Source organism: Pelagerythrobacter marinus (assembly GCF_009827515.1).
Classification (GTDB): domain Bacteria; phylum Pseudomonadota; class Alphaproteobacteria; order Sphingomonadales; family Sphingomonadaceae; genus Pelagerythrobacter; species Pelagerythrobacter marinus.
Window position 1 is genome coordinate 391664 of the sequence record NZ_WTYO01000001.1, and the last position, 20614, is coordinate 412277.

Annotated in this window: 16 protein-coding genes; 9 read left to right on the plus strand and 7 right to left on the minus strand. The window is 69.3% G+C overall.

Annotated features, from left to right (window positions below; genetic code table 11):
- Positions 1 to 68 precede the first annotated feature (68 nt).
- Complete coding sequence (locus GRI72_RS01785; protein WP_160732208.1) at positions 69 to 2177, plus strand: TonB-dependent receptor; 2109 nt, start codon at positions 69 to 71, stop codon at positions 2175 to 2177.
- A gap of 55 nt (positions 2178 to 2232) precedes the next feature.
- On the opposite strand, the gene GRI72_RS01790 is transcribed toward GRI72_RS01785, so the two are convergent.
- Together GRI72_RS01790 and GRI72_RS01795 are read right to left on the minus strand one after the other, a co-directional pair.
- Entirely contained in the window at positions 2233 to 3750 is a 1518-nt protein-coding gene (locus tag GRI72_RS01790; RefSeq protein WP_202388878.1) for a TadA family conjugal transfer-associated ATPase, read from the minus strand.
- A 93-nt stretch (positions 3751 to 3843) separates the two neighbouring features.
- The gene (locus GRI72_RS01795; protein WP_160732209.1) at positions 3844 to 5151 is read right to left on the minus strand and encodes an O-antigen ligase family protein; all 1308 of its coding nucleotides are present in this window, start codon (positions 5149 to 5151) and stop codon (positions 3844 to 3846) included.
- 159 nt (positions 5152 to 5310) lie between these two features.
- On the opposite strand from GRI72_RS01795, the gene GRI72_RS01800 reads away from it, so the two are divergent.
- The 3 genes from GRI72_RS01800 to GRI72_RS01810 all read left to right on the plus strand — a co-directional run bounded on the left by GRI72_RS01800 (position 5311) and on the right by GRI72_RS01810 (position 10556).
- Positions 5311 to 6219 (plus strand): DMT family transporter, encoded by a 909-nt coding sequence (locus GRI72_RS01800; RefSeq protein ID WP_160732210.1) that lies wholly within the window; start codon positions 5311 to 5313, stop codon positions 6217 to 6219.
- Between the two features lie 81 nt (positions 6220 to 6300).
- The gene (glmS, locus tag GRI72_RS01805) at positions 6301 to 8124 is read left to right on the plus strand and encodes a glutamine--fructose-6-phosphate transaminase (isomerizing) (protein ID WP_160732211.1); all 1824 of its coding nucleotides are present in this window, start codon (positions 6301 to 6303) and stop codon (positions 8122 to 8124) included.
- A gap of 83 nt (positions 8125 to 8207) precedes the next feature.
- Positions 8208 to 10556, plus strand: coding sequence for a putative bifunctional diguanylate cyclase/phosphodiesterase (locus GRI72_RS01810; RefSeq protein WP_337191107.1), 2349 nt, complete (start codon positions 8208 to 8210; stop codon positions 10554 to 10556).
- Positions 10557 to 10560: 4 nt separating this feature from the next.
- On the opposite strand, the gene purQ is transcribed toward GRI72_RS01810, so the two are convergent.
- Both purQ and purS read right to left on the minus strand, forming a co-directional pair.
- Positions 10561 to 11238, minus strand: coding sequence for a phosphoribosylformylglycinamidine synthase subunit PurQ (gene purQ / locus GRI72_RS01815; RefSeq protein ID WP_160732212.1), 678 nt, complete (start codon positions 11236 to 11238; stop codon positions 10561 to 10563).
- On the minus strand, positions 11238 to 11477 hold the full coding sequence (gene purS / locus GRI72_RS01820; protein ID WP_160732213.1) for a phosphoribosylformylglycinamidine synthase subunit PurS: 240 nt from the start codon (positions 11475 to 11477) through the stop codon (positions 11238 to 11240). Before purS ends, purQ begins: the two co-directional genes overlap by 1 nt.
- Positions 11478 to 11630: 153 nt before the next feature.
- Here purS and GRI72_RS01825 point away from each other — a divergent pair, with 153 nt between their 5' ends.
- Positions 11631 to 12509 (plus strand): diacylglycerol/lipid kinase family protein, encoded by an 879-nt coding sequence (locus GRI72_RS01825; protein ID WP_160732214.1) that lies wholly within the window; start codon positions 11631 to 11633, stop codon positions 12507 to 12509.
- 8 nt (positions 12510 to 12517) lie between these two features.
- Here GRI72_RS01825 and purC read toward each other — a convergent pair whose 3' ends face one another.
- The 3 genes from purC to GRI72_RS01840 all read right to left on the minus strand — a co-directional run bounded on the left by purC (position 12518) and on the right by GRI72_RS01840 (position 15660).
- Positions 12518 to 13321, minus strand: a complete 804-nt coding sequence (gene purC, locus GRI72_RS01830) for a phosphoribosylaminoimidazolesuccinocarboxamide synthase (protein WP_160732215.1) — start codon at positions 13319 to 13321, stop codon at positions 12518 to 12520.
- 247 nt (positions 13322 to 13568) lie between these two features.
- On the minus strand, positions 13569 to 14834 hold the full coding sequence (locus GRI72_RS01835; RefSeq protein ID WP_160732216.1) for a glutamate-5-semialdehyde dehydrogenase: 1266 nt from the start codon (positions 14832 to 14834) through the stop codon (positions 13569 to 13571).
- A 37-nt stretch (positions 14835 to 14871) separates the two neighbouring features.
- Positions 14872 to 15660 carry a pyrroline-5-carboxylate reductase family protein gene (locus GRI72_RS01840; RefSeq protein WP_237486681.1) on the minus strand — a complete coding sequence of 263 codons (789 nt, stop codon included), beginning with the start codon at positions 15658 to 15660 and terminating at the stop codon, positions 14872 to 14874.
- 179 nt (positions 15661 to 15839) lie between these two features.
- Between GRI72_RS01840 and proB the strand changes: the two genes are divergently transcribed.
- The 4 genes from proB to GRI72_RS01860 all read left to right on the plus strand — a co-directional run bounded on the left by proB (position 15840) and on the right by GRI72_RS01860 (position 20569).
- Entirely contained in the window at positions 15840 to 16988 is a 1149-nt protein-coding gene (proB, locus tag GRI72_RS01845; protein WP_160732217.1) for a glutamate 5-kinase, read from the plus strand.
- A 127-nt stretch (positions 16989 to 17115) separates the two neighbouring features.
- Positions 17116 to 17919 (plus strand): outer membrane protein assembly factor BamD, encoded by an 804-nt coding sequence (locus tag GRI72_RS01850; protein ID WP_160732218.1) that lies wholly within the window; start codon positions 17116 to 17118, stop codon positions 17917 to 17919.
- Between the two features lie 74 nt (positions 17920 to 17993).
- Entirely contained in the window at positions 17994 to 19658 is a 1665-nt protein-coding gene (gene recN, locus GRI72_RS01855; RefSeq protein ID WP_160732219.1) for a DNA repair protein RecN, read from the plus strand.
- Positions 19655 to 20569 (plus strand): alpha/beta hydrolase fold domain-containing protein, encoded by a 915-nt coding sequence (locus GRI72_RS01860; RefSeq protein ID WP_160732220.1) that lies wholly within the window; start codon positions 19655 to 19657, stop codon positions 20567 to 20569. Before recN ends, GRI72_RS01860 begins: the two co-directional genes overlap by 4 nt.
- Positions 20570 to 20614: the final 45 nt, after the last annotated feature.

Genomic DNA, 20614 nt, shown 5'->3' on the forward strand with positions numbered 1-20614 from the left:
AAGCATTCGCATTAGCGGGACGGCGATGGCCGCATCCGGCCTGTCGTCGATGCCGAAGCGAGGTTCCCATGTCCCAGTCCAAGGCGAGCCTTCTCGCCGCCGCCGCGATCGTCCTTCCCTCCGCCGCCGCTGCCCAGTCCACGCCGCAGCCCGATGCCGCGCACGCCGGCGATACCCGGCAGGACGCAGCCGCCTCCGCCGCCGCACCCGCCGAGGGCGCGCCTGCCGCGGCCCCGATCGTCGTGGTCGGCAAGCTGACCGATTCGGCGATCACCCGCGACGATGTCGAGCTGACCCAGGCCAACGATCTCGCCGACCTGTTCCGCAGCACCCCCTCGGTCTCGGTCGGGGGCGCGATCGGCATAGCGCAGAAGATCTACGTTCGCGGGCTGGAGGATTCGCAGCTCAACGTCTCGATCGACGGCGCGCAGGTCCAGGGGACGCTGTTCCACCACGTCGGGCGCGTGTCGATCGAACCGGAACTGCTCGAGCGGGTCGAGGTGCAGACCGGCGCGGGCGAGGCCACCGCGGGCTTCGGCGCGATCGGCGGGGCGATCCGCTTCCGCACGCGCGATGCCGCCGACCTGCTGGAGCCGGGGCGCGACGTGGGCGCGATCGTCAAGGCCGGCTGGTTCTCCAACGATGGCTACAAGCTTTCGGGTACGGCCTTCGGGCGGCTGGCCGGCGACGTCGGGATCGTCGCCGCCTACGTCCACCAGGACCGTGATCCCTATCGCGACGGCCATGGCGAGCGGGTTCCGGGCAGCGGGGCGGAGCAGAACGTCGCCTTCGTCAAGCTGGGCGGCGATGTCGGCGGCGGCCATGGCTTCTCGCTCAGCTATGAACAGCGGGAGGAAGAGGGCGAGTTCGGCGCGCGGCCCAACTGGCCGGTGATGGAAGGCGACGACCTGTTCCCGGCCGAGGCGAGCCGGCGAACGGTGATCGGCAATTACCGCTTCGACGATGGCGGCCCGGTGGGGCTGGAACTGGTGGGTTACTGGACCCGGGCCGAATTCGAGCTCGACCGGTTCGACCGCTGGGGCCTCTACGGTGCGGAGATCGAGAACTGGGGCGGCGACCTGCGGATCGGCGCCTCGGTGGGCGCGCACGACATCGTCGGCGGGGTCGCATATCGCAACGATTCGGTCGCGAGCGCCTACCTCGCCGAGCCGGCGACCTGGCAGCCCTGGGCCTGGGACCCGGACATTGGCCGCTTCGGCGAAAGCGGCGAACTGGTCGGCGTCTATGTCCAGGACCGCTGGCAGGTGGCCGATCCGCTGCTCCTGAGCTTCGGGGCCCGTTACGACTACTACACGCTCGACATCGAGACTTACGGCGTGGGTACGAGCAGCAGCGGCGTCTCGTTCAATATCGGCGCCGATCTGGAGATCCTGCCCGGGCTGACCGCCAATGCCGGCTATGCCGAGGCCTTCCGCGGCAAGGAGATCGGCGATGCCTTCACCCTCGAACATCGCCCGGGTCGCGCGATCCTCCAGCCCGGCCTGCAGCCGGAGACGGTCGGCAATCTCGAGGTCGGCCTCGCCTACGATCGCGGCGGCTTCCATGCCTCTGCCGCCTATTACGCGATGGAGATCGAGGACGTCGTCTTCGATCAGCTCTATCGCGGGCCGTTCCCGCAGGACGGCGTCTATTTCGAGAACGTCGGCACGTTCCGTTCGGAAGGGTTCGAGCTGCGGGCCGGCTATCGCCGCGGCGCGTTCGGGATCAGCGGGTTCTACAACCACTACGATCCCGAGCTGAACGATCGCCCGGTCAACGGCTACGAACACCTGGCGCTCGGCAATACGCTGGGCGACCAGTGGAACGTCAGCGCGACGTTCGATCCTTCGCCCGCGCTGGGTTTCGAAGCGAGCCTGACCCGGTTCGAGCGGGTCGAGGATCTCGAGGTCCTGTTCCGCGACGTCGAGCTGGGGTACGTGCCCGCGACCGAGTTCATCGACAAGCCCGGCTATACCACGCTGGACCTTTTCGCCCGCTGGCAGCCGCTGGGCAGCGACCGTTTCGAGCTGCTGGCCGCGGTCTACAACCTGTTCGACGAGGCCTATATCGCCCACGCCAGCGTGGCCGATTACAGCGCGATCCCCGACTACGGCATCGTTTCGGGCGTGCGCGAGCCCGGGCGCAACTTCCGCCTCGGCGCCGCGTTCCGGTTCTGATCGGAGGCAAGCCCCGCCGCGCCGCCTTGCCGGCGGGCGCGGGGCCGGCAGGGGGTCAGAGGCAGGCCTCGAGATAGGCCTGGTCGAAACCGAACTGGCGCGCCTTTTCCAGCGTATAGGGGCGCAGGCCCGAACTGCGGAACTCGCCCAGGATCTTGCCGTCCTCGGTTTCGTCCATGTATTCGAACTTGAACAGTTCCTGGGTGACGATCACGTCGCCTTCCATCCCGATCACCTCGGTGATGTTGGTCGTCCGGCGCGAGCCGTCGCGCAGGCGCTTGACCTGGACGATCAGGTCCACGCTTTCCGCGATCTGGCGGCTGATGGCCTCCTTCGGGATCTTGATGTCGCCCATCATGATCATGTTTTCCATGCGGCCCAGGCATTCGCGCGGGCTGTTGGCGTGAAGCGTGCACATCGAACCGTCGTGGCCGGTGTTCATCGCCGCGAGCAGGTCGAAACATTCCGCGCCGCGGATCTCGCCCAGGATGATCCGGTCGGGGCGCATACGCAGCGCGTTCTTGACCAGGTCGCCGATCGTGATCGCGCCCTGGCCTTCCAGGTTCGGCGGGCGCGTTTCCAGCGGCAGCCAGTGCGGCTGCTGCAGGCGAAGCTCGGCCGCGTCCTCGATCGTCAGCACGCGTTCGCCCGGGTCGATCATCTTCGACAGCGCGTTCAGCATCGTCGTCTTGCCCGACCCGGTACCGCCGGAAATGACGACGTTCATCCGGCACGCGCCCGCGATCTTCAGCGCGGTGCACATCTTGTCGGACATCGAGCCGAATTCCTTGAGCATGTCGAGGGTGATCGGCTTCTCGGAGAACTTGCGGATCGAGATCGCGGTGCCGCGCAGGCTCAGCGGCGGGACGATCACGTTGACGCGGCTGCCGTCCTTCAGACGGGCGTCGGCCAGCGGCGTGGTCTGGTCGACGCGGCGGCCGACCTGGTTCACGATCCGCTGCGCGATCTGGAACAGGTGCTGTTCGTCGCGGAACTTGATCGGCGCGACGACCAGCTTGCCCTTCTTCTCGATGTAGGTCTGGTCCGGGCCGTTGACCATGATGTCGGAGACATCGGGATCGTTCAGCAGCTCCTCCAGCGGGCCGAAGCCGAGCAGCTCGTCGATCAGCACCTTTTCCAGCGCGAACTGTTCGCGGCGGTTCAGCGTGACCTTGAGCTCGGCCAACACTTCCATGATGATCGGGCGGAACTCTTCGGAAAGCTCGTCCTTGGTCAGGGTCGCCGCCGCTTCGGGATCGACCCGTTCGAGCAGCCGCGGCAGGACCTGTTCCTTGATCTTGTGGACGCTCGCCTCGAAGCCGCCGATCTCGGCCTGTTCGTGGATCGCGTTGGCGCGGTCCGCCAGGCGCGTCATCGCGTCGGCCTTGTTCGGGGCTGCCGGTTCGCTGGGGGCAGGGGCTTCCTCGCCCGGCAGGGGCGGGAACTGGTCGCCGCCGGGAGGCGGGGCGGGACGTGCCGCCTCGCCGCCTTTCATGGGCCGGGCCACGCCGAACGACGGGCGGCTGCCGGGCGCCATTCCGCCTGGACCGTTCTTCCTGCCGAATGCGCTCATTGCGTGACCCCTTGGTTTCAAATCATCCGAAAGAGCCGCCGGCGCATGGTGACGATGGCCCCTCTCAACGTGGTGAATAATTGGGAAAGTTAATTATTTTGCTAAGGCGCCGCCCCCCGTGCGGTGCCCCTCGGGTCGCCCCGCGTTGAGCAGGGCCAGGCACGTCACCACGATCATGACCGGGTAGGCGTGATAGAGCGCCCCTTCGAGCATCGCGATCGCGACCAGCCCGGTCAGCGCGGCGGCCGCGGCCCGTTCGCCGTCGCCGGCCCGCCGCGCCAGGCGCAGCAGGCCCAGGCCCGTCCCCCACAGCATCAGCGCGAGCGCGCCCGTGCCGGCCACTCCCCATTGGTAGAGGAACTGGAGAAGGGCGTTGTGCGGGTGGTTGATCGCGCCCATCCCCGCTTCGACTTGCGTGCGGAACTGGCCCTCGCCATGGCCGAGCAGGGGCCGTTCGACGATCGCGGCCCAGGTCTCGCGCCAGATAGCCATGCGGCCCGACGTGTAATGGTCGATCCCGTCGCCCGAGAGCCCGCGGCTGAGGATGCGGTCGAGCCCCCATGCCTCGTGCGGGACGAGCAGGTACGAGGCCGGCACCGCGACGGCGAGCGCGGCCAGCACGCGCACGGCCAGCCCGCGGCGTTGCCCTTTCGGCAGGAGGACGGCGATGACAGCCATGGCCAGCAGGCCCGCCGCCAGGGCGACGCGGCTGCCGCTGACGATCGTGAGCCAGAAGCCGAAGGCCCCGCCCACCGTCGCCAGCGCCGCGCCGCGGCCGCGCGCGCCGCACGACAGGGCGAGGGCGATCGCGGCCAGCGGCACGCCGTAGAAGCCGAGCTGGCGGATATTGGTAATGCCGATGCCGACCCCGACCCAGTTGAAGCCGGGGTTGCCGAACTCGGCCGCGACGATCGCGGTGAAGACCGCGCCGTAGAGCGCGGCGCCCGCGCAGGCGGCGAGCAGGAAGGACTTGCGCCGGTGCGCCCAGGCAGAGCCGAGCATGGCCCACAGCGCGAGGCCGAACAGGGCATGGACCACGCTTGTCAGCATCAGGGGCAGCGGGGCACCGGGCCGCGCCGCGATGGCGAGATTGGTCAGCGCGATCGCGACGAGCCAGCCCGCCGCGCCCGCGCGGGTGGCGGGCGCCAGCCGGGCGAGGGCGGCGCGCATGTCGAAGCCGTCGGCGATTGCCAGCGCGATCACCGCCAGTTCGGCAGCCACGATCGGGACGGCGTAGAACAGGATCGCCGGGTGGCTGTCCAGCGCCAGCCAGCCGCCGAGCGCGAACAGCGGCGCCGCCAGCGCGACTGTCGCCAGCGCGCCGCACAGCGGCCAGCGCGCGCTGGCCTGCGGGCTGGTCTCGGCAGGGGCGGCGCGATCTGCCGCCGCGGCGATGGACATGAAGAACGCCTTCCCGGTCGCGTGAACTCGCCCCGGGGCCTAGGGGGCAAGTTTTAACTTGCGGTAAACCATCGACACCGGCGACGATGCAGGCCTGCCGCTGCCGCGACGACCCCTTGGCCGCGGCGCGGGCCAGCCAAGGGGGGGGATTGCCGCCAGATGCGACAGGCCGAACGCACGGGCATCGTTTGCGCGCTTGCCGGCTTCACCATGCTCTCGCTCGGCGACGCGGTGGTCAAGACGATGGCAGGCATGTGGTCGCCGGTGGCGGTGGCGGCCCTGCGGCTGGCGTTCGGGGCCGCCGGCCTCTCGCTGATCCTCCTGCTCGGCCAGGGGCCGCGCGCCTTCCGGCCATCGCACCCGTGGCTCCAGGTCGCGCGGGGCGCATGCCTGGCGGGGGTGACCTTGTGCTTCTTCTCCGCCGTCTTCGTCCTCCCGCTGGCCGAGACGATGGCGCTGACTTTCGTCGCCCCGATCTTCACCGCGTTGCTCGCCGGGCCGCTGCTTGGGGAGCGGGTCCGGCCGGTGGTCTGGGTCGCCTCGCTGATCGCGCTCGGCGGCGTGCTGCTAGTCCTGCGGCCCAACCTCGCCGAAGTCGGGGCCGTGGCCTTCCTGCCGCTGGGTGCCGCCGCATTCTTCAGCCTGATGGTGATCGCCAATCGCGCGTCCTCCGGGCAGGGCAGCACCCTGTCGATGCAGGTCTTCATCGTTTCGGTCGCGGCACCGATCCTGGCGCTGGCCGCGCTCGGCGGACACGCCGCGGGGATCGAGGCGCTGCGGATCGGGCCGCCGCACTGGAGCGTGATCGCGCGCTGCGCGCTGGTGGCGGTAACGGCCAGCATCGCCCACTGGCTCATCTACCTGGGCACGACGCGCGCCGGCGCCTCGACGGTCGCGCCGATGACCTATGTCCAGATGATCGTCGCCTCGGCCCTGGGCTGGCTCGTCTTCGGCGACGTGCCCGATGCCGCGACGATTGCCGGGGCCGCCGTGATCATCGGCGCGGGCCTGTTGCTCTGGTGGCGCACCCCGCCGGGCGTGCAGCCACCGGCCCGCCAAGCGGATTGACGCGCGCGCCTTTTCCCGCGAGCAGGCGGCAAACCGCATCGGGCGCTCCGCCCGCCAACCACAACCCGGGGTAACCAGTTCATGTGTGGAATTATCGGCATCGTCGGCAAGGAAGAAGTGGCTGACCGGCTGGTCGACGGCCTGAAGCGGATGGAATATCGCGGCTACGACAGCGCGGGCGTGTGCACGGTGCGCGACGGTTCGCTCGTGCGCCGGCGGGCCGAAGGCAAGCTGGCCAACCTCGTGGCCGAGCTGGAGCGCGACCCGGCCTCGGGCACGATCGGCATAGCCCATACCCGCTGGGCGACCCACGGCGCGCCCACCGCCAGCAATGCCCACCCCCACGCGACCGGGCAGGTCGCGCTGGTGCACAACGGCATCATCGAGAACTTCCGCCCCTTGCGCGACGAGCTGATCGCGCGCGGCCGCACGCTGGAGAGCGAGACCGACAGCGAAGTGGTCGCCCACCTCGTGTCGGAGGAGATCGAGGGCGGGGCCACGCCTGAAGACGCGGTGAAGGCCGTCCTGCCCAAGCTGCGCGGCGCCTTCGCGCTGGCGATCGCCTTCCGCGATCACCCCGACATGCTGATCGGCGCGCGGCTCGGCTCGCCCCTCGTGGTCGGCTATGGCGAGGGGGAAACCTATCTCGGCTCCGACGCGCTGGCGCTGGCCCCGCTGACGCAGAAGATCGCCTATCTCGAGGAAGGCGACTGGGTCGTCGTGCGGCGCGACGGGGCGCAAGTCTACGACGCGCAGAACGTGCCGGTGGAGCGCGAGATCACCCATTCGGGGGCGACCGCCGCGGCGGCGGAGAAGGGCAACTATCGCCACTTCATGCAGAAGGAGATCTTCGAACAGCCGACCGTCGTCGCCCAGACGCTGCGCAGCTACGTCCACCAGGCGAACAACTCGGTCGCCCTGCCGCAGATCGATTTCGACCTCTCGACGGTGAAGCGCATCACGATCGTGGCCTGCGGCACCTCTTTCTATGCCGCCATGGTCGCCAAGTACTGGTTCGAGACCTTCGCCCGGGTGCCGGTGGACATCGATGTCGCGAGCGAGTTCCGCTATCGCCAGCCGGTGCTGGAGGATGGCGGGCTGGCGCTGTTCATCTCGCAGAGCGGGGAAACGGCCGACACGCTGGCCGCGCTGCGCCACTGCAAGGCCGAAGGGCAGACGATCGGCGTGGTCGTGAACGTGCCGACCAGTTCGATGGCGCGCGAGGCGGACCTGCTCCTGCCGACCCATGCCGGGCCCGAAATCGGCGTTGCCAGCACCAAGGCCTTCACCTGCCAGCTGGCCGTCCTCGCCGCGCTGGCGGCGCACCTGGCGGTGAAGAAGGGGCGGATGGACCGGGCGGAGGAGGAGGAGGTCGTGCGCCACCTGCTCGAAGCCCCGGCCGCGCTCAACGCCGCGCTCGACCATGACGAGGATATCGCGGCGATGGCGCACCTGATCGCGCCGGCGCGCGACGTGCTCTACCTCGGGCGCGGGCCCGACTACCCGCTCGCGCTGGAAGGGGCGCTGAAGCTGAAGGAAATCAGCTATATCCACGCCGAAGGCTATGCCTCGGGCGAAATGAAGCACGGCCCGATCGCGCTGATCGACGAGGCCGTGCCGGTGATCGTGCTCGCGCCGTCGGGCCCGCTGTTCGAGAAGACCGTTTCGAACATGCAGGAAGTGCGCGCGCGCGGGGGGCAGGTCGTGCTGATTTCCGATGCCGAGGGGCTGCGCGAAGCGGGCGAGGGCTGCATCGCGACGATCGAGATGCCGCGGGTCCACCCGCTGATCGCGCCGCTGGTCTATGCCGTTCCGGTGCAGCTGCTGGCCTATCACACGGCCTGCGTGAAGGGCACCGACGTCGACCAGCCGCGCAACCTCGCAAAGTCCGTCACCGTCGAGTGACCCGGACGGGACGGCGCTGGCAGGGCGTTGAATTGTATCGGCGTTTTACCCGGTCCTAACCTTTCCGCCCTAGGCGGGGAGGGGTGAGCGGAAGCAAACTGGAAGAGCGCGTCGACCCGTCGACACTGTCCGTCCTGTCCGTCCTGGGGTTCCGGGGCGGCACGGGCGCCGACTGGAATCGCCTGCGCGGGATGCAGCTGGCCCGCGTGGCCAGCGTCTGGCGCGCCCGCGCCTTCGGCCACGTCTTCGTCGCCGCGATGGTCGCCTGGACCGCCTATGGCCGGGTTCCGACCCCGCTGCTCGCCGCCTGGGTGGCGCTGCTGGGCGTCGTGCTCGCCTATGTCGTCGTGCGCGACGGCGCGCTGATCGATGCCGACACGCGCCGGGTCGCGCCGGGCGAAATGCACAGGCACGCCTTGCGCGCGGGAATGCTGGGCGTGGCCTGGGCCATGGCCGTGGTCCTGTTCACCGGGTACCTCGAATCGACCGACCGCTACATCATGATCGCGGCGATCGGCACGCTGATCGCCGGTGCCGCGCTGATCGTTTCGGGCGCACCGCTCAGCACGATCGTCTTCGGCGCGCTGACCGGGGCCGGGATGCTGACGATCCTGGTGATCGAGCGGGCGTATCAGTTGATGAGCCTGGTCGTCTTCTTCCTGCTCGTCGTCGGCTACGGCACGATCGCGATCGCGCGGATCTATCTCGTCGCGCGGATCGCACAGAACAACAGCCAGGAAAAGAGCGAGGTCGTCTCGCTCCTCCTGCGCGAGTTCGAGGAGAACGAGGCCGACTGGCTGTGGCAGATCGACGCCGCGCGCCGCATCCGCGGTGCATCGCCGCGCTTCTCGTTCGCGCTGGGCAGGAAGCCGGAGGAGCTGGAAGGCCAGTCCTTCCTCCAGGTCCTGGCCGGCGAAGCGTGGAACGACGCCAACTTCCCGCAGAGCCTGCACGACCTGGCCGACCGGATGAAGCGGCGCGAGAGCTTCTCCAATCTCCTGGTCAAGGTCGCGATCGGCAAGCAGACACGCTGGTGGGAGCTTTCGGGCACGCCGCTATTCGACGGCGACGTCTTCACCGGTTTCCGCGGGGTCGGCTCCGACGTGACCGAGCAGCGCGAATCGTCGGAGAAGATCGCCTACCTCGCGCGCTACGACACGCTGACCGGCCTGCCCAACCGCCTGATGCTGACCGAGGCGCTGGGCGATGCGTTGCAATACGCGCGCCAGTGGCGGACCCGATGCGCTTTCCTGATGGTCGATCTCGACCGGTTCAAGGCGGTCAACGATTCGCTCGGCCACCTGGTCGGCGACCGCCTGCTGGCGCAAGTCTCGCGCCGGCTGAAGGAACTGATGGACGAGAACGCCCTGTGCGGCCGGCTGGGCGGCGACGAGTTCGCCATCGTGATCCGCGACGCCAGCGACTCGCAGCGGGTCGAGACGGTCGCGCGGCAGGTGATCGAGCGCCTTTCGCAGCCTTACGAGATCGACCGCCACACGCTCTACATCGGGGCCAGCGTCGGCTCCGCCTTCGGCCCGCGCGACGGCAAGACGGTGGAAGACCTGATGCGCAACGCGGACCTGGCGCTCTATCGCGCCAAGGAAGAGGGGGGCAGCGGCCACTACCGCTACGAACCGCGCCTCCACGCCACGGCGGAGGAACGGCGCGTCCTGGAAGTCGCCCTGCGGCGTGCGCTGGCCGACGGCGAGCTGTCGCTGAATTTCCAGCCGGTGGTGAACGCGCAGGACGAAACGCTGGTCAGCTTCGAGGCGCTGATGCGCTGGAACAGCGCGGAGCACGGGTCGATCAGCCCGGGCAAGTTCATCCCCCTGGCGGAAGACACCCGGCTGATCGTGCCGATCGGCGCCTGGGTGCTGGAACAGGCCTGCCGCGAGGCAGCGCGCTGGCCGCGCGACGTGCGCGTGGCGGTGAACGTCTCGCCCGAACAGCTGCTCGAACGCGATTTCCCGGCCACGGTCGTCAACGCGCTGTCGGCCAGCGGGCTCGACGCCCACCGGCTGGAGATCGAGGTGACCGAGAGCATCTTCCTGCGCGACCCCGACGTGGCGCGCAATTCGCTGGAACAGGTGATGGCGCTGGGCTGCACCGTCGCGCTCGACGATTTCGGCACCGGCTATTCCTCGCTCGGCTACCTGCGCAAGCTGCAGTTCTCCACGATCAAGGTCGATCGCACCTTCGTCGACGGCGCGGCCGAGGGGAACCAGGAAAGCCTGGCGATCGTGCGCGCGGTCATCGCGATGGCGCGCAGCCTGGAAATGACGACCACTGCCGAAGGGGTCGAAAGCCCCGAGCAGGCCGAACTCGTCCGTTCGCTGGGATGCGACAAGATCCAGGGATTCCACTTCGGCCGGCCGATGCCGGCGGAAGAGGTCCATGCCCTGTTCCGCCAGCGGGAGCCGCTGATCGCCTGACCGGTCAGGCGGCGACGAGGCCCTTCACCGCGCTTTCGAACAGCACGCGCCCGTCGGTACCGCCGTGATCGACCTCGATCGCGCGTTCGGGATGGGGCATCAGGCCCAGCACGTTGCCGCGCGCGTTGAGAATGCCGGCGATGTCGCGGCGCGATCCGTTGCAGGTGTCGAGATAGCGGAAGGCGACGCGCCCTTCGCCCTCGAGCCGGTCGAGCGTGTCCTCGTCGGCGAAGTAGTTCCCGTCGTGGTGGGCGACGGGCAGGGCGATTTCCTGCCCCTGGTCGTAACCGGCGGTGAACAGCGACCGGTTGTTCTCCACCCGCAGCGGCGCGGTGCGGCAGATGAAGTTCAGCTGCGCGTTACGCATCAGCGCGCCGGGCAGCAGGCCGCTCTCGGTCAGGACCTGGAAGCCGTTGCACACGCCCAGCACGGGCACGCCGCGTTCGGCGGCGGCGATCACCGCGCGCATGATCGGGCTGCGGCTGGCGATCGCGCCGCAGCGCAGGTAATCGCCGTAGGAAAAGCCGCCCGGCACGGCGACGAAATCGACCGCGTCGGGCAGTTCGGCATCGCCGTGCCACACGCGCAGCGCCGGCACGCCCGACACTTTCTCGAGCGCGACGGCCATGTCCCGGTCGCAGTTGGAACCGGGGAAGGTGATGACCGCGCCGCGGAATGCCATCACGCGGTCTCCATCGTTTCGATCCGGAAGTTCTCGATCACCGTGTTGGCCAGGAGCTTGCGGCACATGTCCTCCAGCTGCCCATCGGTCGTATCGTCGGCCACCTCCAGCTCGATCAGGCGGCCGACGCGCACGTCCTCGACCCCCGAAAAGCCGAGCCCTTCGAGGGCATGGTGGACCGCGCGACCCTGCGGATCGAGCACGCCCGGCTTGAGGCTGACATGGATGCGGACTTTCATGGGCGGGGCGCCTTTCGCTGCGAGATCGGGACTCGCGCGCAGCCTATGGCGTTTCCGCGCGCCCGGGGCAAGTCGCCCCTCGCACCGGCCGCGCACAGGCAAGTCGCCGATTTCTTGAGTATTTCACAACCTGGCGCTGCTAGGCGGCGGACGATGAAGATCGACCTGGTTTACAACCCCGCGGCGGGCAGCTTCCGGCAGGCGCGGCTCGATGCCCTGGCCGCCGCCTTCGCCGCGCGCGGGATGGAAGTGTCGGCCATGCCCAGCGCGCGCGACGGGGCCCGCCTTTCGGGCGCTGCCGACCTCGTCTGCGTCCACGGCGGCGACGGCACGCTGCGCGATACCGTGCAGGCGCTGGGCCCCGCGGCCGGCGAGGTACCGCTGTGCATCGCGCCGGCGGGGACGATCAACCTGGTCGCGCGCGAACTGGGCTATGCCCGGCGTGCCGATGCCCTGGCGGCCCAGGTCGCCGCGGCCTGGGATCGCGGCCCCGAGAGTTGGCTCCGCGCGCCGCTCTACACGCTGGGCCGGACGCCGATCGTCGCCTGCCTCAGCATCGGGCCCGACAGCCATGCCGTGGCGCAAGTCTCCGCGCCGCTCAAGCGCCGGATCGGGCGCTATGCCTATGTCGCGGCGGCGATGCGGCAGCTGGCGCGCTGGCCGCGCGAACCGGTCGATATCAGCGGGGAACTGGCCGACGGGACGCCGTTCGCCTGCTCGGCGGAGGCGGTGATCGCCTCGCACGGGGCGTTCTATGCCGGGCCTTTCCGGCTGAGCCCGCGGGCCGGGCTGGCGGCGGATTCGGTGGAACTCGTCACGCTCCATCGCTCGACCCGGATCGGCACCGCGGCGTTGACCGGCGCGGCGATGCTGCGCCTGCCGCTCGACCGGCTCGGGCTGGCGGAGATCCGCACCGTGCGCAAGGTCGTGTTCGACCGCTGCGTCAGCCCGGTGCAGGTGGACGGCGACCACGTCCCGGAATGCGACGACACGATCGCCGCCAGCGGGATGGCCCTGCGCTACGTGGTCTGAGCGAGGCCTTACTTCTTCGGCTTGATCGGGCTGCGCAACTTGCCGCGGTGGGCGTTGAGGTCGAAGACCTCGCCCGGGCCGTTGTCCTCGTTCTGCAGCAGGCCCAGCCGCCGCGCGACTTCCTGGTAGGCGTCTTCCTCGCCCCCCAGGTCGCGGCGGAACCGGTCCTTGTCCAGCTTCTCGCCCGTGGTCATGTCCCACAGGCGGCAGCCGTCGGGGCTGATCTCGTCCGCCAGGATCAGGCGGCTGTAATCGCCGTCCCAGATGCGGCCGAATTCCAGCTTGAAATCGACCAGCCGGATATTGATCGCGGCGAACATGCCGCAGAGGAAATCGTTGATGCGGATCGCCATGCTGGCGATATCCTGCATTTCCTCGTTCGATGCCCAGTTGAAGCAGGCGATGTGCTCTTCCGCGATCAGCGGATCGCCGAGGCCGTCGTCCTTGTAATAGTATTCGATCAGCGTGTGGGGCAGCGGCTCGCCTTCCTCGATCCCGAGGCGCTTGGAAATGCTGCCGGCCGCGACGTTGCGCACGACGACCTCGATCGGGACGATCTCCACCTGCCGCACCAGCTGTTCGCGCATGTTGAGGCGGCGGATGAAATGGGTCGGGATGCCGATATGGCCCAGGCGCAGGAAGACATATTCGCTGATGCGATTGTTGATCACGCCCTTGCCGTTGATCGTGCCCTTCTTCTGGGCGTTGAAGGCGGTCGCGTCATCCTTGAAATACTGGATCAGCGTGCCCGGTTCGGGCCCTTCGTAGAGGATCTTGGCCTTGCCTTCGTAGATCTGGCGGCGACGGGGCATGGGGAATTCCTAGCGCGCAAAAACAACGGTGCCCCGGCGGGCGAAGCCTTGCGCTCCGCCGGAACCGGGGCAGGAAGCCGCCCATACCCCGATTGCCCGCCGAAGGCAATTGCACCGGCACCCGCGCCCCGCCCGCCATGCCGCCGGACGCGAACACGGGCGGCGCGGGGGAGGGGTGGGCGACCGGGTCCGTGGGCAGGCCCGATGGTCGGGTCCGGCGATCGGGCCCGGCGACCAGGCCCGGCGATCAGGGGCGCGTCTGGCCGTCGCCGTGGACGAGGTACTTGAAGCTGGTCAGCTGCTCCAGCCCCACCGGGCCGCGGGCATGCATCTTGCCGGTGGCGATCCCGATCTCCGCCCCCATGCCGAACTCGCCCCCGTCGGAAAACTGGGTCGAGGCATTGTGCATCACGACCGCGCTGTCGATCGCGGTCATGAACCGGCGCGCGGCCTCCGCGTCCTCGGTCAGGATCGCGTCGGTATGGTGGCTGGAATGGGTATCGACCCAGGCGATCCCTTCGTCGAGGCCATCGACGATCTTCACGCTGGCGATCGGGTCGAGGTACTCGGTATCCCAGTCCTCCTCGCTCGCGGGCTTGATCCGGTCGTCGAGCGCGACGGCCGCCTCGTCGCCGCGCAGCTCGCAGTCCGCCGCCATCGCTTCGGCGAGCCTGGGCACGACCCGGTCGGCGATCTTGCGATCGATCACGATGCTTTCGGTCGCCCCGCAAATGCCGGTGCGGCGCAGCTTGGCATTGCGGATCACCTTCACCGCCTCGTCGATGTCGGCTGCCTCGTGGACGTAGCTGTGGCAATTGCCGTCGAGGTGCAGCAGCGTCGGCACGCTCGCCTGGTCGCGCACCAGCTCGACCAGGCCGCGCCCGCCGCGCGGGATCACGAGGTCGACGAACTGGTCGGCCTTGAGCAGGGCCGCCACGGCGTCGCGATCGGTCGTCTGCACTGTCTGCACCGCGTCTTCGGGCAGGCCGGCGGCCTTCAGCCCGGCGCGCATCGCGGCCACGATCTCGCGCGTCGAATGGCGGCTTTCCGATCCCCCGCGCAGGATCACCGCGTTGCCCGACTTCAGGCACAGCGCGCTGGCGTCGGCGCCGACGTTGGGACGCGATTCGTAGATCATGCCGATAACCCCGATCGGCACGGCGACGCGTTCGATCTTCAGCCCGTTCGGCCGGTCGAACTCGGCCAGCTTGCGCCCGACCGGGTCGGGCAGCTCGGCGATTTCCTCCAGCGCGGTGGCCATGCCCTCGATCCGGTCCTCGGTCAGGCGCAGGCGATCGACGAAGCTTTCGGGCTTCTTGCCCTCGACGCTGGCGACATCGGCCGCGTTCGCCTCCAGCAGCGCGGCCGTGCCGGCGCGCAGGGCCCTGGCCGCTTCGCGCAGGGCGGTGTTCTTCGCCTCGGTGCTGGCGGACAGGAGGCCGCGGGCGGCCTCGCGCGCGCGCCGGCCGAGTTCCTGGATGTGGATCTGCGGGTCGAGTGTCTGGTCGTTCATGGTAATCCTCGTCTCGTTAGGGGCGGGAACCGCGGCTTCAGCGCAGCTCCACCGCCCGGTCGTAGGCCGCCTGCAGGGTGGAGCGCATCAGGCGGGTAAGCGTATCGTCGCCGTTCAGGGCGTCCAGCCCCGCGGCCGTGGTTCCGCCCTTGCTGGTCACCGAATTGCGCAGCGCCTCGAGGTCGCCGGCCTCGTCGGCCTGGGCCATTGCGACCGTGCCGGCCATCGTGCCGAGCACCATGGCCCGCGCCTCCTGCGCGGAAAAGCCCAGTTCCTGCGCGGCGGCGACGTAAGTGCGCGCGATCTCGAACACGTAGCCCGGGCCCGATCCGGCGACCGCGGTGACACGGTCGAGCTTGTCTTCCGCGTCCACCGTGATGGCGGTGCCGGTGCGGGCCATCATCGCCTCGGCATGGGCGCGTTGCTCTTCGGTCACGGCGGGGTCGGGACAGATGCCGCTGACCCCCTGGCCGACGGCGGCGGGCAGGTTGGGCATGACGCGCACGACCGGCGCGCCGTTCATCGCGCGCGAGATCCGCGCCGCGGCACAGCCGGCGGCGATCGAAAGGACATAGCCGCCCGGCGTCAGGCGGCCGGCATGGCCGGGCAGGATGTCGTCGATCATCTGCGGCTTGATCGCGACCACGATGACATCGAAGCTGGCATCGCCGAGCTCGCCGGCATCGGCCACCAGCCGGGCGGGGGCGGGAACTTGTTCGAGAGCAGGGTCAACTATTGTAAAGTCATCGCCACCGGACATCCAGTGTTCGAGCAAGGCCCCGCCCATCTTGCCGCAGCCGATCATGAGGATGCTTCTCTGACTCAAAATTAACCCCTCGATAAGTTAAGTAAAATTCAACTCGTCTTTTCGATATAGATTCTATCTATAAGGTGCGTTGCCCGGCGAATGGCCAAGTATAAACTTTTTTGGCCTTCAGGCGGTTGTGCGTTGCACAAATCCTACCTAGATAGCGACGCGCAAATTGCAAGAAATGGATTTTTGTCGTGGCCGAGAATCGAAGCATCGTCGTCAAGATTGGTTCCGCTCTCCTCGCCAATTCCGACCTGCTCACCCCCCGCTTCAGCTTCATCCAGCGGCTGCTGGAAGACGTGGCGCAGCTGCGCAGCGAGGGATACAACGTCATCCTCTGTTCCTCCGGCGCGGTCGCGCTGGGCCTGAAGACGGTCGGCGAAACGCCGGAAACCGCCGGGGTCAGCGACAAGCAGGCCGCCGCCGCCTGCGGGATGCCGCTGCTGCTCAACGCTTACAAGCAGGTCGGCCATGAATACGGTTTCGAGATCGCGCAGGTCCTGCTGACGCTGGGCGATTTCGAGGATCACCGGCGGTTCCTCAACACCCGCAATACCGTCCACCGCCTGCTCGAAGCCGGGGTGGTCCCGATCGTGAACGAGAACGATTCGATCACGACCGAGGAAATCCGCGTCGGCGACAACGACCGCCTGGCCGCCAAGGTGGCGCAGATGGTCGGGGCCAAGGACTTCGTGATCCTCACGTGCGTGGAAGGGCTCTATGATCGCAATCCCGACGACCCCGAGGCAAAGCTGGTGGAGGAAGTCGGCGACGTCGGCGAATACATGGAGGCGACGACCGGCAAGAGCACGCTCGGCACCGGCGGCATGACGACCAAGCTCAAGGCCGCCAACATGGCGCAGGAAGCGGGCTGCACGACCTATATCGCCAATGGCGAGCACGAGCGTCCGCTGTCCGCCGTGCTCAGCGGCGAACGGCGCTGCACCAAGTGCCTGCCGCACCCGAACCCGCTGTCGGGCAAGGACAGCTGGATCGCCAACCGCCTGCAGATGGCCGGCAGCATCGAGATATCGAAGGAACTGGCCGACGAGCTGGTGACGGAAAAGCGCTCGATCCGGCGCGAGGACATCCTGGCGATGGACGGCGATTTCACCCGCGGCGACGTGCTGCATCTCTACGACAGCGAGGGGGTCGAACGGGCCCGCGGGCTGAGCGACTTCACCTCGGAGGAGATCCGGGTGATGACCTTCAATCCCGATACCCCGGAAGAGCAGCTGCTCGGCTATCGCACGAAGGGTGAGGTCATCCGCGCCAACAACCTCGTCATGCTGGAAAACCGCCACCTGCTGTGGGACGCGCCCGAGGGCATGACCCCGGCCTGACCGCCTGACCGCCTGACCGCATGAGCGCCTGGGGCGGCGGCCTCGCGCGACCGGGGCGGGCGCGATGCCGGCGGCCTGCGCCAACTTCACTTGGCGTTCAGCGAGGGCGAGGTTATAGGCCCGGTCCATGATCACTCGCCCGCGCTCGCCGCTCAAGCTCGCACTCGCCGTTACCGCCTCGGCGGCCGCCCTTCTCACCGCCGGCTGCGCGGGGCGCACGTCCGGCCCGCAGGACACGGCCTATGTCGCGCGCGATGTCGAGACGCTCTATGCCGAGGCGAAGCGGCGGCTCGATGCCGGCAATGCCAAGTTCGCCGCCGCCCTGTTCGACGAGGTGGAACGCCAGCACCCCTATTCGCCCTGGGCCCGCCGCGCCCAGCTGATGAGCAGCTTCAGCTATTACGTCGCGCGCGATTACAACAAGGCGATCCAGAGCGCGCAGCGCTTCCTCTCGATCCACCCGGGCAACAAGGACGCGCCTTACGCCTATTACCTGATCGCGCTCAGCTATTACGAGCAGATCAGCGACGTCCACCGCGACCAGGCGATCACCGAACAGGCGCGCACCGCGCTGAACGAGGTCGTTCGCCGGTTCCCGCAGACCGCCTATGCTTCCGACGCGCGGCTCAAGCTCGACCTGGTCAACGATCACCTCGCGGGCAAGGAGATGGAGATCGGCCGTTTCTACGAACGCAGCGGCAAGTGGCTGGCGGCGCAGATCCGGTTCCAGAACGTGGTCGAGAACTACCAGACGACCAGCCACACACCCGAGGCGCTCTATCGCCTGACCGAGACCAGCCTGGCGCTGGGCATTCCGGAAGAGGCGGTGAAGTACGCCGCGGTCCTGGGCACGAACTACCCGGGCAGCGAGTGGTACGAAAAGGCGTTCGAGCTGGTGCAGGACCACGCGGCGAACGTTCGCGCCTCCTGATCGCGCAACTGTTCGCAAGCGGCACCCGGATTGGTGACGCGCCCCCCCATTCCGGCTAGGGAATCGGGTCAGACATGCTGACCCGCCTTTCCATCCGCAACGTCGTGCTGATCGAGGCGCTCGATCTCGATTTCGGGCGCGGCCTCGGCGTGCTGACGGGCGAGACGGGGGCGGGCAAGTCGATCCTGCTCGACGCGCTCGGCCTGGTCCTGGGCAACCGGGCGGAAACCATGCTGGTGCGCGCCGGCGCCGACCGCGCGAGCGTGACCGCCAGTTTCGAATTTGCCCGGCTCCCCGCGCCCGTGGCCGAGGCGCTGGACGAGGCGGACATCGTGCCCGAACCGGGCGAACCGCTGATGATCCGCCGCCAGGTGCGGGCGGACGGGGGCAGCAAGGCCTTCGTCAACGACCAGCCGGCCAGCGTCGCCCTGTTGCGCCGGATCGCGCCCGCGCTGGTCGAACTGCACGGCCAGCACGACGATCGCGGGCTGGTGAACCCGCGCGGCCACCGCGCCCTGCTCGATCGCTACGCCGGGGCGGACACGGCCGCGCTGGCCGCCGCCTGGGACGCCTGGCGCGCGGCGGAGGACCGCCTCCAGGCCGCGCGCGACGCGATCGCCCGGGCCCGCGAGGACCAGGACCTGCTGCTCGCCCATCTCGCCGAACTGACCGCGCTGGAGCCGCAGGCGGGGGAAGAGGCGCGTCTCGCCGAAGCCCGCGCGGCGATGCAGAAGGGCGAACGCCTGTCGGGCGACCTGGAGGAACTGCGCCACTTGTGGGACGGCTCCGAATCGCCGCTCGCGGCGCTGCGGGTGGCGGCGCGCCGGCTCGACCGGATCGCGCCTGAACACCCGCTGCTCGGCGAGGCGCTGGCCGCGCTCGACCGCGCGGTGATCGAGGCGGGGGAGGCCGAGGCGAAGCTGGAGGAAGCGGCCGAGGCGCTGGTCCACGATCCGGCCGCGCTGGAGGCGGCCGAAACGCGCCTGTTCGACCTGCGCGCGCTGGCGCGCAAGCACCGTTGCGAAGTCGACGAACTGCCCGCGAAGATGCGCGAGTTCCGCGCCGCGCTGGACAAGATCGAAGGGGGCGAGGCGGAACTGGACGCGCTGGAGGAAGCCGCGAAGGAGGCCGGCCGGCTCTATGTCGAGCGGGCCCGGGCCCTGCACGACAGGCGCGTGGAGGCCGCGGCCCGGCTGGACGCGGCGGTGGCGGGCGAACTCGCGCCGCTGAAGCTGGATGCCGCGCGCTTTCGCACCGCGGTCGAGCCGCTGGCGGAAGAACGCTGGGGGCCGCACGGCAGCGACAGCGTGGAATTCCTGATCGCGACCAATCCCGGTGCCGACTTCGCGCCGCTGGCCAAGATTGCCAGCGGGGGCGAACTGTCGCGCTTCATCCTCGCGCTCAAGGTCGCACTGGCCGAACAGGGCGGGGCGGCGACGGTGATCTTCGACGAGATCGATCGCGGCGTCGGCGGCGCGGTCGCCAGCGCGATCGGCGAACGGCTGGCCCGGCTGGCGGGCGACGGGCAGTTGCTGGCCGTCACCCACAGCCCGCAAGTCGCCGCGCGCGGGCGCACGCATTACCTGATCGCCAAGTCGAGCGAGGGCACGGTCACGAAAACCTCCGTCCGCCTGCTCGACGAAGAAGAGCGGCAGGAGGAGATCGCCCGGATGCTGTCCGGCGCCGAAGTCACCCCCGAAGCCCGCGCCCAGGCCGACCGCCTGCTGGAGGGGGTGTGAAGTATGCCGTTCTCGCAGGTGCATTGCTGATGGCGGCAGGGTGCCAGCCGGCCCCCGGCGGCGCGCCCGGCGCGTCCGTTCCCGTGGCGAGCGGCGACCGGTTCGGCGCCGACGCGCATCTTGCGCCTTCGCGGCCCGACGCCGTGTTGCGCTATGCCGACCACCCGCGCGGCTTTGCCGAGCTGCGCCTGCCGGAAGGGGAGGGGCCGTTTCCGCTGGCGGTGATCTTCCACGGCGGCTGCTGGAAGGCGGGGATCGCCAACCAGGCCTACATGGCGCCGCTCGCGACCCGGTGGCAGGACCTCGGCATTGCCACGCTCAACGTCGATTACCGCGAAGTGGGCGACGGCGGCGGCTGGCCCGGTTCGTTTGCCGACTGGGCCGCGGCGGGCGAACTGGTGGACCGCGTGGTCGCCGATCACCCGGTCGATCCCGCGCGGATCACGCTCGTCGGCCACTCGGCCGGCGCGCTGCCGGCGCAGTGGCTGGCCGCGCGGCAGGGGACAGGCGGCCCGCTCGGCCCGCGCGAGCCGCTGGCGGTGCGCGCGGCGATCGTGCTCGACGGCCCGGCCGATGTCGGGGCGGAGCGGGCGGCCTTCGACGCCTTGTGCGAATTTTCCGCGGTCGATCCGTTCATCGGCGGGGACCCGGCGGCGCACCCGGATCGCTATGGCGCGCTTGGCGCGGGGCCGCTCGCGCTGGAGGATCTATTGTTCGTCCAGGCCGTGCTGCCCGCCGCGCCGCCCGCGGTCCAGGCCGCGATCCGCGCCGGCGGCACGCGGCTGCAGATCCGCGAGAATCCGCAGGCCAGCCATTTCGATATCCTGACCCCGGGCGCCGAGGCCTATCGCGCCAACGAGCCGGCGATGCTGGAGGTGCTGCTGGGTCAAGCGGCCGGGCGCGCGAAATGATGGATCGGCGGCAGAACCTGGCGGCATTGGTGGCTTTCGCGGCTG

Bases quoted from the DNA above. Each gene is read 5' to 3' on its own strand.
- GRI72_RS01785 (WP_160732208.1), top strand. From the start codon at position 69: ATGTCCCAGTCCAAGGCGAGCCTTCTCGCCGCCGCCGCGATCGTCCTT.
- GRI72_RS01790 (WP_202388878.1), bottom strand. From the start codon at position 3,750: ATGAGCGCATTCGGCAGGAAGAACGGTCCAGGCGGAATGGCGCCCGGC.
- GRI72_RS01795 (WP_160732209.1), bottom strand. From the start codon at position 5,151: ATGTCCATCGCCGCGGCGGCAGATCGCGCCGCCCCTGCCGAGACCAGC.
- GRI72_RS01800 (WP_160732210.1), top strand. From the start codon at position 5,311: ATGCGACAGGCCGAACGCACGGGCATCGTTTGCGCGCTTGCCGGCTTC.
- glmS (WP_160732211.1), top strand. From the start codon at position 6,301: ATGTGTGGAATTATCGGCATCGTCGGCAAGGAAGAAGTGGCTGACCGG.
- purQ (WP_160732212.1), bottom strand. From the start codon at position 11,238: ATGGCATTCCGCGGCGCGGTCATCACCTTCCCCGGTTCCAACTGCGAC.
- purS (WP_160732213.1), bottom strand. From the start codon at position 11,477: ATGAAAGTCCGCATCCATGTCAGCCTCAAGCCGGGCGTGCTCGATCCG.
- GRI72_RS01825 (WP_160732214.1), top strand. From the start codon at position 11,631: ATGAAGATCGACCTGGTTTACAACCCCGCGGCGGGCAGCTTCCGGCAG.
- purC (WP_160732215.1), bottom strand. From the start codon at position 13,321: ATGCCCCGTCGCCGCCAGATCTACGAAGGCAAGGCCAAGATCCTCTAC.
- GRI72_RS01835 (WP_160732216.1), bottom strand. From the start codon at position 14,834: ATGAACGACCAGACACTCGACCCGCAGATCCACATCCAGGAACTCGGC.
- GRI72_RS01850 (WP_160732218.1), top strand. From the start codon at position 17,116: ATGATCACTCGCCCGCGCTCGCCGCTCAAGCTCGCACTCGCCGTTACC.
- recN (WP_160732219.1), top strand. From the start codon at position 17,994: ATGCTGACCCGCCTTTCCATCCGCAACGTCGTGCTGATCGAGGCGCTC.